We start from the raw sequence: 11,451 nt of genomic DNA, 5'->3' as shown, positions 1-11,451 counted from the left end.
AAAAATTACTTCTAAAATCCCGATAGAATTTGTCATAGTCGAATTTTCCATATTGACCTATCATAAAGTTCTCCATTTAATCGCTTTCCTTCCTTCTGGCAAATATTGTATCTAGTGTCTATTCTATATGTTCCATATTTTTCCTCCATAAATATATGATTTAATATATACATATTTTGAACATAGCACCTATATAGTAACAACGGACAATCACCGTTTCAGTTATTGTGCCAATTCTTGGAGTTTATGGGGGATTTAAAGATATGGATGAATTAGAGATAAAAAAGATTGTGGCTACAATATTGTAGACCCACAATCTTTTTTACAGTCTCCACAAACTTTTTTTATAATCTCCTGTTCAGCATCAAAAAATATTGATTTCTTCACTGTCTAACAATTCTTGTCTAGTTATGTCTAATATATCTTTTTCTAATGATAACACATAGGATTGTTTGCCATTATTAATCTCGCAGCAGAAGAAATAGTTACCTACTTTAAAATCATGAAATTTTATTTGATCTCGTATCTCTAACGTTCTATGCACAAATTGTTCTCTGCTAATATCCTCTGACCATCTAATGTCTAATGATATTCCAACAGATAAATCCTTTGAGAACACAGTGTGTTCATCAAAATCATTCTTTTCAGGAAGGTGCACACTTGTTACTATTGTTTCTATTTCAGGTAATACTTCTTCCACAATAGGTTTTATCATAGCCGTAGCTTCCTTTTCCAATTTTGCCTCCATATAATTATCATCGATATATCCATTTTTATAAAACTCGATATAAAAAGAGATGGGTTCTTGGTTCTGGGTAAGCACATGGGCTCCATAGCTACCAAACTTGAAATTATACCAAGGATCTATATCTATCACATTGACTGATGGATACTTCCTCGCCACAAAATCCTGGGCTTTATTCTTGGTCTCCATAATTTTAATGGGGTTTCCATTAAAACTAAAATAAATATTTCCTGCTCCTATAGCCAATAACAGTAATACAATGACTAGTGCACCTTTTCTTCTTCTCTGCATCATTTCATTGTCCTTTCTTTATATCATATACAAAAGCCAATTTACAGTGTAACATTACACATGTTTTGGGAAGACATCAACCTTTTCATATTAAAATTTTTAGTCTCTTTTTAAAAAATAAAATGAGGTCTTCAAACCTAAGGATATATCTAAGCCTATTATACTTTCCTTACGGAAGGGTACCCTCTTAAATCTTTTATAGACTTAATTTATTCAATTCATTTGAAATGATATATCGAATTTGTACTTAATTCATAAAAGAGAAGAGCCACCTAAACAAATTAGGTAGCACATTTTATGTTATGGCATTTTCGCTTTTCTAAAATAATCCTTTGTATGGTTTTGGGTGACAGATAATACTTCTCTGAAAGAGATTGTGTGCACATTCCTTTTAAATGATCTTCATATATACTTGTATTCCTTTTCAAAAGTTCATTTTTGCTATTAGTTAGTTCACCCCATGCAATTTTATTTTCTTCTTTCTTCGGTATATAAATGTATTCACCCTCCACATAGTTTTGAATTATTTCCAATATCTCATTAGGGAAAATATCCCTTGCATTTGCATAGCTCATTTTATGCTCCTCCTAAATATATTTTATTTTAGGATTAGCAAAGGCTATTTTTTAAATTTTATTAATTGATCACGCCTATGCAATAGCCTCTGCTATGCATAAATAACATATTTTCTCATAAAATTATGCCCCTTTCTCAACTACACTCATACAAATTTTACCAAAATTGCTCTAAAGTTACAACACCTATTTTAAAATTAGCGCACTAGAGACTCATACATACTATAGCCTCTAAAACTTCTATATGATCTACTGACTTTAAAACATGTATTTCCATCCCATCTCTTATCTTCATATTTAATGAACTTTTATCATCTTCAATGAAAACTACTCCTTTTTTATGCATCCCTTTTATTTTGGTCCTTGAAATTCCAAGTATATCACTTAAAAGCTTATCTACTCTCAATTCTATTGGATACTTGCAAACAAGTTCAATAACAAGTTCATTTTCTTTTATGTGGTATGCTTCTAATTTTCTTTGAATTAATCCATAGTTAACATGTTCTAGAATAACTTCAGCTTTATTCCTACTATATATACTTGAATTGAAGGCATATTCTCTGGCTAATTCTGTGTCATTGGAAAGAAATTTATCATACTCATGTTTACTAAGATTACAAGGCTTTATTCTTTCAAATATCGTCATATTCCAAGTTGATTTGCATTTTTCGCATTTATAAATTAACCAAATATCAATGCTATTTTTATTTGCATTTATTCTAAATTTTTCACTATTTATATAGTTTGTTTTCTCATTACATTTAGGACAACTTCTTTTTACAATTGGTAAATTTTCAGGGACTAGTTCCCATTGATATTTCTTTAAATAGCTCATTTTGCTCCTCCTAGTCATTTATTCGTTAGGACTTGCAAAGGCTATTTCATCACATTTTTTTCTAATAATGCAATAGCCTCTGCTATGCATTAAAAATATCTGTTGTCATAAAAATTCCTCCATTCTTTTTTCTGAATATATTTTATCAGCTCTATATACTACATAAAACCTCATTCTTATTTCATAAATAAGAATGAGGCCAGAATTCCACGTGCTATTCAGCATTCCCACATCATGAGATTTCTTTATTTTACCATAGACTAAAATTTATCAGTATAATTGGTATCGTAAGAAAAGACAACGACTGTATCCATCGTAGTAACAATCTTGAGTGTTTATGGTATCACGGGCAGGTATCAGTTATCTCATCGTTTATGGTGGTCAGGTGTTCAAGCTCGATTTGGTTATGTCCAGTGTGATCATTTTAGCAGTTCTGACTCCCCTTATGTACCAAGGAGTGGCATTTTGAGAAGAGAATGCTAAAATGGCGCTAAAGTGAATATGGAACTATAATGCTAGTTTGCAAATCTTTGATCTTGAAATCATAAAAGAGTTTGTGAATCTATTCAACAACAGACTCACAAACTCTTTGTACATTCTCTTTGAAAAGTATCTCTAGAATAATAAATTATTAGCTATGATCAAGTTAATACCCTTACTTTAATAATTCTTGTTTTATTCACATCCTCAATAATAAATGTAATTCCATTGTATTCTATGGTTTCATTCTTCACAGGAAACCTTCCAAGCTCTCCAATTATAAATCCTCCTAGTGAATCATAATTTTCTGATTCAAGGTAAGTTCCGATCATCTCATTGATTTTATCAAGTCTGGTACTTCCATCTATGATATATTCGTCCTCTTTGATAAGGACAATTTCTTCCTCATGGTCATCGTATTCATCTTCAATGTCGCCTACGATTTCTTCTATCAAGTCTTCTATTGTAATAATCCCAGCTGTAGACCCATATTCGTCTAATACAATACCCATATGGGTTCTGGCTTTCTTCATTTCCTTAAATACTTCAGCAATTTTCTTAAACTCAAATGTATAGAAAGGCTCTCTAATGTATTTCTCCAAGGTAAATTTCTCTTCTGCATCTTCTGAGAGAAATAAATCTCTTACATTCAAGAATCCAATGATGTTGTCCATTTTTTCTCTATAAATAGGATATCGAGAAAATTGTTCTTCCTTCACGATATCAATCAATTCCTTATATGTCGAATCAAAATCTACTGCGACTATATCTCGCCTCTGAACCATAACATCTTTCACATATAGATCGCCAAATTCGAATACCTTGTCAATCATTTGTTTCTCTTCAACTTCTAAAACACCCTCTTCGTGTCCAACATTAACCATTGTCCTTAATTCCTCCTGTGTAATAACAGGCTGATACTTGTTGGCATCCCCACCTAGTAACTTAATCAAACCACTGGTTACATAAGTGAATACCTTTACAATGGGGCTTAGGATTTTCATAAGAAATATAATGATGTTTACGATTTTTAATGAAACCTTCTCAGAGTTTTGAGCAGCCAAAGATTTAGGGGTTATCTCTCCAAATACTAAAACAAGAATTGTCATCATTCCAGTTGCAATACCTACACCCTTTGATCCAAACAATTCCAGCGCCAGTGCAGTCGCCAACGCTGATGCTCCAATATTCACAACGTTATTGCCTATTAAGATCGTGCTTAACAACTTACTTGGATTTTCAATCACTTTTTCAATAGATTGTGCTCCTCTAATATTTTCTTCTACCATATGTCTGACTCTGATTTTACTTAATGACATTAAAGCTGTTTCTGAAGCAGAAAAGAAAGCTGAACCACCTAATAAGAATATTAGTGCTATCAAATGCCACATACTGCTCGAATCCAAAAAAAACCACACTCCTTAAAAATTTTTATCAACAGTGATTATATCATATTTTTCGAATAATTGTTTAATTGGATATTCCTGATTTGTTTCCTTTCTTGGGTAATGATGGCGCTTATCTTCTCTAGGCTTCGGTTTATCCATCTTTTTTATGAAATATCTTCTTAATACAGGAATATTATCTACAATTTTAGTAAGGGAATTTTGTTTGTATTATAGGAATGATCTCTTTAATTACCTCTAAAAAATGCATCTAACGATGCCTTCGCTAGGGGAACCTAGTTCCCCTTCGACGGCTGCTAGGCAGCCTGAGCACCCCTCTGACTACAGCATGGGAATACTTCCCCTGCACCCCTAATTTTTTATTGAATAGGAAAGTAGAACTTTCCTATTCAATAAAAAAAGAAAGCCAGAGTTCGGGGGAACTGGCTTTCAAGGGAGTGCATATTTATTTAGTGCATTTCTTTATCTTTCTATATAAATGCACAAACCTTATTTTCCAAGCATATAAGGGTATCCGTAGTTTCTAGAAGAATCGAATGTCTCTTTAATCGTCCTCGGAGTGACCCACCTTAATAAGTTAGTCTTACTTCCAGCCTTATCATTTGTTCCTGAGCTTCGCGAACCACCGAAAGGCTGTTGACCAACCACTGCACCCGTTGGCTTATCATTAATATAAAAATTACCTGCTGCATAGGATAATCTCTGCTCCATTTTTATAATTGTCTGTCTGACGGAAGCAAAAATAGCTCCCGTCAACCCGTAGGGTGACGTTATAGCACATAGTTCTAGCGTTTCATCAGAAGCATTATCATCATAGATATATATTGTTAATACAGGTCCAAATATCTCTTCATCCATGGTTTTGAATCGAGGGTTTGATGTGATAATTACTGTAGGCTCAATAAAGTAGCCTAATCGGTCTATACACCATAAATCTGCCATTCACAGGTGCAAGGCCTCGGAGTGGTATCTTTTAGGATCTTTATTCAATATTTTAAGTAAATTTCTGGTGCTTTCTAATACAAAATAAAATATAAAGACTTCTTTTCCAAGGAAAAGAAGCCAACAGCATCAGAACATATCTATGCTTATCCAATTCTCCTTTCCACGCGGGAGGCATTATCATTTCCAATAATACCCTATCGGTATGCAAACCATGGTCTATAGACTACAGGCACTACACACTCGGAGTGATATGTAATTGTATATCTTTATATATTATTTCTATCTCAATCCTTGAAGAATGTACTCCTATTTCTTTGCATCTGGAACAAACAGCTGCTGCCCATTTGCCTTGAAATCTCCAATGATTTTCTGTCCTTCTTCAGAAGTGATAAAATCTACAAAAGCTGCTGCTGCGTTCTTACTTAGATTTGAATATTTTTCTGGGTTTACAGCAATAACACCATAAGGATTAAAGAGGATTGGGTCACCTTGCAATACAACCTTTAGTTCTACTTTGTCTGCAAATTTATACCAGGTACCACTATCAACCAGTGTATATGCACCCATTTCACTTGCCATAGTCAATGTAGCGCCCATTCCTTGCCCTGATTCCATATACCATTTGCTGCCCTGTGGCTTTAGCTTATATTTATCCCAAATTGTAAGTTCCTTCTTGTGGGTTCCTGATTGGTCTCCTCTAGATACAAACTTGGAATTTGTATCAGCGATCTTCTTCATTGCTGTTTCTGCATCTTTTGTATCGGAAACTTTCGCTGGATCATCCTTCGGTCCTACCAAGAAAAAATAGTTATACATTACATCTTTTCTGTTTATGCCATAACCGCTGGCAACAAACTGGTCTTCAGATGCTCTTGCATGCACTAGAATTACATCAGCATTTCCTTGTTTACCCATTTCAATAGCTTCTCCAGTTCCAACAGCAATAACCTTTGTCGTAACACCATATTTTTTATCGAAGGCAGGCACCAGTACATCTAAGAGCCCTGTATCCTGGGTGCTTGTAGTTGTGGCAAGAACCATCGTTGATTCCACTTTAGGCAGTGGCTGTTTTGTCTGAGCAGGCACAGGCTGCTTCACTTCGGCGACAGGTGCTAGGGCACCTTCAACCTTTACTAAATACCTCCCATGCATAAACCCAGCTTTACCATTGGCCAGGCTGACTTTATACCAGTCATTGGAATTTGCTTCAATAACAACTTGAGTACCCTTTGCTGCTACCATCAGTACTTTACTCTCCATGCTGGCACCGGCACGCAGATTAAGATTTGTAGTTGTTTTTGCCGTATCGCCTGCCTTTAGGCTAACATTCGCTTGCCCATAGGCAACGCCTAGACAGCCAAATACCATTGCAACCACAAGCAAAGCAGTTGAAATTGTTTTAAACGCTCTCCCTTTTACATAATACATTTTTTATCCCCCTTTTATTTAGATTACCCATCTCATTTAAGAAGTGAAATTTATCCTTTCTGTTACACACTACGAATCCCCATATTTATTCGACACTTACTCTAAACATTAAAAAAGGCAATCCAGAAAGGATTGCCTTTAAATAAACACAAATTATATGTGCTCAATAATAAAGTATTTTCCTTTCCTAACGGGAGGCTTAGGGATTTCTCACTAAACCCTTCTGGTTCAACCAACGGTTATATCTTCATGGATTTCTCTTTAGAAGAAATAACTCGGAAAATGATTCTTGTATTTAATTGTTTTTAATAATCTTACAATTACTGGTCATGCACCTATAATATGGTACATGCATATTAGAATTATATAATACATTCATCCATAAGTAAATATACTATTTAAAATTTTCAATTTATTTCGCTATCGAAACAAAAGACAATGTCCGTATCAGCAGTGTAATTATCCTAGCAATTCTCGCTACCGTGATGTATCAAAGGGTTGAATATTTTGAAAAGAGCATGTTGAAACGGAGATAAAAAAATAGAAAAATAAAGAAGGACAGGATTGATTCCTGCCCTTCTTGTATTTTTCACATTTACATTCTTAGTTGGCTTGCTTAAGTGAATTTTTTAAATCTTCATCTGCAGTGCTAATTGGTTTAATATTAAAGGTATCTACCAAATATTGCAACACATTAGGAGATATAAAGGCTGGAAGGCTTGGTCCTAAGTACATTCCTTTTACACCCAAGGATAACAATGCCAATAAATCAGCCACTGCCTTCTGTTCATACCATGAAAGCACGATTTTGTTTATATAGGCATTGCCACACACTCACCGTACGACCGAGCCAAATCATAAATCAAAAGCATAAGCCACCAATAAACTAGTGGCTTTTTCATTTTACTATAAATAATAATTACATTTGTTCTTTGATTTTTTCATATAATTCTTCTGATGAATCTGCTTGGATAAATTCATCATCCACTAAGGCAAAGGGACCTACAGCACAATCTCCACAATAGCCTAAGCATGGCTCTACTTCTACATTTATTCCTTCGTTTGTTAATTTTTCTGCGATGACATCTGTTCCATGTCCAAAATTGTTTTCACAGAACTTCACTTCTGCCATATATAATCCACTCCCTTGTTATTTTCTCTTCTTTATTATTTCAATTAACTCATTAAAAGATACCGTATTAAAATCGATACCTGTCAGATCAATTTCCTTCTCTATTGCTGCTTTTAAAGCTGGTGAATACTTTATATCACCAATGGCAATTGCACCATTGGCACCATAGAAATTTATTCTAAAAGTATCACCAAAATGGACAACCTGAATATTTTATATCAGGAAATAGAGAGATAAGGGTTCTCGCTATAGCCTGTATAAGCTATAAAGGAGGTGAAAAACAATGCCTTATACAACGTATAATATGACACCCATATTGCAAAATAATGCTGTAGGATCACAATTCCAACCAAAGGTGACCTCAAAATGTGTAAATGTGCAAGGCGGCACAACAGGAAGCTGCGTAAATACACCTACAACAATATCGCCATTAACTACAGGTGCTGTATCAAATATACCTGTTGTCCTCGCTGAACTAACGATACAAATTAATGTTGATTCACTCATTAACCTACCTGAACCTGCACTGGAAATAAAAAGAATCAAGAAGCACGTAAAGGTAACTCAATGTCTACTTCTACAAGATACCAATGTACTTTTTGTAAAAGGATTTATTAGGAAGAACATTGAGTATGCTACTCGTAAATGCTCAAATAAGACAGGTGTATGTGGAGACATTCGTCATTGTACCGTAGATGTTCCATTTAGCTGTACAACCCCAATAACATTTAACGGAATTGCACCACTGCCTCCAGTACCAAGAACTTCAACGGAGTTTCAGTATTTGAGACAACAAAATATTTCAGGCCCAGGATTTGCGGATAAAGACAGATTGTTATCTGGAGATCTTTCTGAATTTAATCAAATCAGTACGGAATACTTTAATCAACTTCCCTTCTGTGAATTGATTTCGGCTAGAATTGTAGAATTTGATGAAACGATAAATCCTACGCGCCCACATGGGGTTACTTTACCTTTTGAAGAAAGAGAATTTAAATGTATTCAGCAGAAAGCTGTAATATTCCTCACATTAAAGCTGCTTCAGAAACGTCAAGTTGCCATTGGCGCAATAAGTCCATTTCCTCCAAAACCACCTCACTGTACTTTTTAGACAAAGTGAGATAGAGTTGAAGCCCCTGGCGTTAATGGCCAGGGGCTAAATTTATCCTATAGGATCTTCTATGATTCTTTATTTTCCTTATTTCAATCTACACTGAGCCATTTTTCCCCTGAAGCCTTAATCGCTATTGCTCCCAATGGAGCAGTAATAAGAATGGATAGTACTGAAATAGCAAGAATGATGTCTCCAGATGGCACACCAGCTGCCAACGGGACTGCCCCTATGGCTGCTTGAACTGTTGCCTTTGGAATATATGCAAATATACAGAAAAACCTTTCCTTCCAGTTCAAATTCGTTCCCGCCACGGACAATAGCACACCAACACTTCTAGCTATAAGCCCAATTGCAATGATTACAAGCCCTATTAAACCAGAGTCAAGCGCTACGTAAATATTTACTTGAGCACCAACGAGAACAAACAACAAAAGTTCTGCAAATATCCAAATCTTATTAAATTTTACAGCAAGTCGATTTGCCACTTTGGGCTGTTTCTCCAGGATAATAAACCCAATGGTCATGACACCCAAAAGGCTTGCTACAGGCACAATATCCTTTAACGCATCCTCAAGACTTGTGAGGACAATAGCAGTACCTAATATAATCAACGCCTTCTTCGTATCTCGAATATGGAAGCTTTGAAAAATGGTTACAATACCTACAGCGATGACAACTCCTAGCAAAATCCCTATGACAATAGAGATTGGTATATCTAAAATTTTTCTGGTTACATTGATGTTACTTCCTCCATATAGTCCTAGAAAAGTTGAGAAAAGGGTAATTGCAAAAACATCATCAATGGAGGCTCCCGCCAGTATCAAAGTTGGAATTCCCTTCTTTTCTCCCATCTTCCTGTGAATAAAGCTAAGCATGGATGGTACCACCACAGCTGGGGATACGGCTGCAATGATAAATCCTAACATACCCGCTTCAACTTTTGTTACACCAAGCAGATAACTGGCAACAAATAGAATGGTGAAGCCTTCAAACAATCCAGGGATACAGCTCATTTTAATTGCAGGCACTCCAACTTTATTAAGGGTTTCTTTTTTGATACCTAAACCCGCCCTAAGTAGTATTACAATAAGTGCTATTTTCCTCAATTCAGAAGAAATACTAAGTATATCCTTCCCAATAAAGTTCAATCCGTAGGGACCAATCACAATACCCAAAATCAACATGCCTAATAAGCCAGGTAGTTTCAGCTTGTCAAAAACTTTGTTTACTAACAATCCTAGTAAAACAATTACACTAAGACTAAGTGCCATACCTTACCGCCTCCTCTGAAAGAATAAATGTGCTAAATGAAAGGAAAAAGTTGCCTAAAAACACAAAAAACTCCTACTAAGGCTAGTGTAGCCTAAGTAGGAGCCATTAATTGCATTTGCTGCAATGGTTAAAGGCGAGCTCCATCACCTATCATTCTATAGCAAATTTTTACAACAATTTCTATTATACTACAAGTTATACATTGGTCAATACTTAAAGAAAACTTATTTTCAATTAATACTTAATATTCTAAATTTTACCCTTTATAACAACCTCAAATTAGGGCAAATGGTATATAATGGTTATATCGGATACTTTTGAAAGAGGTGAGCATTATGGCTTCAGCTTCCATGAAATGGGCAAGACTGCTGAATAATCATAAGGATATTCCACAAATATTTCAGAAATCCCTTTCTCAAATTCTTGATGAAACAAATACACTGCCTAGTATAATCTATGCCCCACAGGACATGTGGAGAAAACGAAACATCAATGACAAATTGCTGTTTATATACAAAAACCTGGTCTACAGCCTAGAAAGTGTAGAAAACAGTATTTTGATTGCTTGTCATCCTTTTGAAAACATTATTCGTATTGAACACGGAAAAATACTTCTATATTCATGGATTAGAATAGTATCAGTGATTGATAACAATATTGTTAGTTCTATAATCGAATATAATACCGTAGTGGAATCTTTCTTCAAAGAAATCATGAAAACCATACGTGATTCCATAATAAATACAAGGATAAAAACCATCTCATCAGACAATCGTAACAGCTTCTATAGCACCGAAGACCTAACCTGCAGACTCCAAAACTATACAGATAATTGCCTTTTGCCTAGTCAAAAGGTAATTAGTGCAGTATTTCAGCCAGCCATTTTTGAAAATTCTTGGTTTATCACCAAAAATCTCCTAATGCCTAATCAATTAGCGATTCTTACCGATGAAGAATTCATTATCTATAAAGAAGAATATGAAAATGCAGATATCAGTAAATTTGGCGGGGTATGGACATATATTCCATTAAATCAAATAAGAGATTTAGAGCGCATCCCTGATACTTCTTCTAATCTTATTCAACTATGTATTCGTTTGAATGGATCACAAAAAGTTATTCTTTTGTACCCATTGAAACGAGGCGATGATGTTAGTAAATTAATTTCATATATTAACGCTCAACGGCGAAAATAATTACAGGGATGTCAAAAGCCACACTAGCATAA

General features: G+C 34.9%; 10 protein-coding genes, 1 pseudogene and 3 riboswitches. Of the genes and pseudogenes, 2 read left to right on the top strand and 9 right to left on the bottom strand.

Annotated elements, in window-relative coordinates; all coding sequences use genetic code 11:
• Positions 1 to 364 precede the first annotated feature (364 nt).
• The 8 genes and pseudogenes from K0R93_RS11820 to K0R93_RS11780 all read right to left on the bottom strand — a co-directional run bounded on the left by K0R93_RS11820 (position 365) and on the right by K0R93_RS11780 (position 7,837).
• Positions 365 to 1,036, bottom strand: coding sequence for a YfjL-like protein (locus K0R93_RS11820; protein WP_300301486.1), 672 nt, complete (start codon positions 1,034 to 1,036; stop codon positions 365 to 367).
• A gap of 281 nt (positions 1,037 to 1,317) precedes the next feature.
• Positions 1,318 to 1,611, bottom strand: a complete 294-nt coding sequence (locus K0R93_RS11815; protein ID WP_300301484.1) for a CD3324 family protein — start codon at positions 1,609 to 1,611, stop codon at positions 1,318 to 1,320.
• 205 nt (positions 1,612 to 1,816) lie between these two features.
• Positions 1,817 to 2,446 carry a DUF1062 domain-containing protein gene (locus tag K0R93_RS11810; RefSeq protein ID WP_300301482.1) on the bottom strand — a complete coding sequence of 210 codons (630 nt, stop codon included), beginning with the start codon at positions 2,444 to 2,446 and terminating at the stop codon, positions 1,817 to 1,819.
• 641 nt (positions 2,447 to 3,087) lie between these two features.
• Positions 3,088 to 4,332, bottom strand: a complete 1,245-nt coding sequence (locus tag K0R93_RS11800; RefSeq protein ID WP_300301480.1) for an HlyC/CorC family transporter — start codon at positions 4,330 to 4,332, stop codon at positions 3,088 to 3,090.
• 489 nt (positions 4,333 to 4,821) lie between these two features.
• Positions 4,822 to 5,274, bottom strand: a complete 453-nt coding sequence (locus K0R93_RS11795; RefSeq protein ID WP_330685150.1) for an aldehyde dehydrogenase family protein — start codon at positions 5,272 to 5,274, stop codon at positions 4,822 to 4,824.
• Positions 5,275 to 5,414: 140 nt separating this feature from the next.
• A riboswitch (molybdenum cofactor riboswitch) is annotated at positions 5,415 to 5,535 on the bottom strand.
• 48 nt (positions 5,536 to 5,583) lie between these two features.
• The gene (locus K0R93_RS11790) at positions 5,584 to 6,705 is read right to left on the bottom strand and encodes a substrate-binding domain-containing protein (RefSeq protein ID WP_300301478.1); all 1,122 of its coding nucleotides are present in this window, start codon (positions 6,703 to 6,705) and stop codon (positions 5,584 to 5,586) included.
• Between the two features lie 163 nt (positions 6,706 to 6,868).
• A riboswitch (molybdenum cofactor riboswitch) is annotated at positions 6,869 to 6,998 on the bottom strand.
• Positions 6,999 to 7,308: 310 nt separating this feature from the next.
• Positions 7,309 to 7,512 (bottom strand): annotated as a pseudogene (locus K0R93_RS11785) (hydroxylamine reductase); the annotation flags it as partial.
• Positions 7,513 to 7,624: 112 nt separating this feature from the next.
• Positions 7,625 to 7,837, bottom strand: coding sequence for a DUF1450 domain-containing protein (locus K0R93_RS11780; protein WP_300301475.1), 213 nt, complete (start codon positions 7,835 to 7,837; stop codon positions 7,625 to 7,627).
• 283 nt (positions 7,838 to 8,120) lie between these two features.
• On the opposite strand from K0R93_RS11780, the gene K0R93_RS11775 reads away from it, so the two are divergent.
• A complete protein-coding gene (locus tag K0R93_RS11775) occupies positions 8,121 to 8,948 on the top strand; it encodes a CsxC family protein (RefSeq protein ID WP_300301473.1) in 828 nt (275 codons plus the stop codon).
• A 92-nt stretch (positions 8,949 to 9,040) separates the two neighbouring features.
• Here K0R93_RS11775 and K0R93_RS11770 read toward each other — a convergent pair whose 3' ends face one another.
• Positions 9,041 to 10,222: a cation:proton antiporter gene (locus K0R93_RS11770; RefSeq protein ID WP_300301471.1), complete on the bottom strand. Its 1,182-nt coding sequence runs from the start codon at positions 10,220 to 10,222 to the stop codon at positions 9,041 to 9,043.
• 90 nt (positions 10,223 to 10,312) lie between these two features.
• A riboswitch (Fluoride riboswitch) is annotated at positions 10,313 to 10,380 on the bottom strand.
• A gap of 178 nt (positions 10,381 to 10,558) precedes the next feature.
• On the opposite strand from K0R93_RS11770, the gene K0R93_RS11765 reads away from it, so the two are divergent.
• Complete coding sequence (locus K0R93_RS11765) at positions 10,559 to 11,419, top strand: hypothetical protein (protein ID WP_300301470.1); 861 nt, start codon at positions 10,559 to 10,561, stop codon at positions 11,417 to 11,419.
• Positions 11,420 to 11,451: the final 32 nt, after the last annotated feature.

This window comes from Anaerosolibacter sp. (genome assembly GCF_029240175.1).
Lineage (GTDB): Bacteria > Bacillota > Clostridia > Peptostreptococcales > Thermotaleaceae > Anaerosolibacter.
This window is presented reverse-complemented; position numbering and strand designations above follow the sequence as displayed.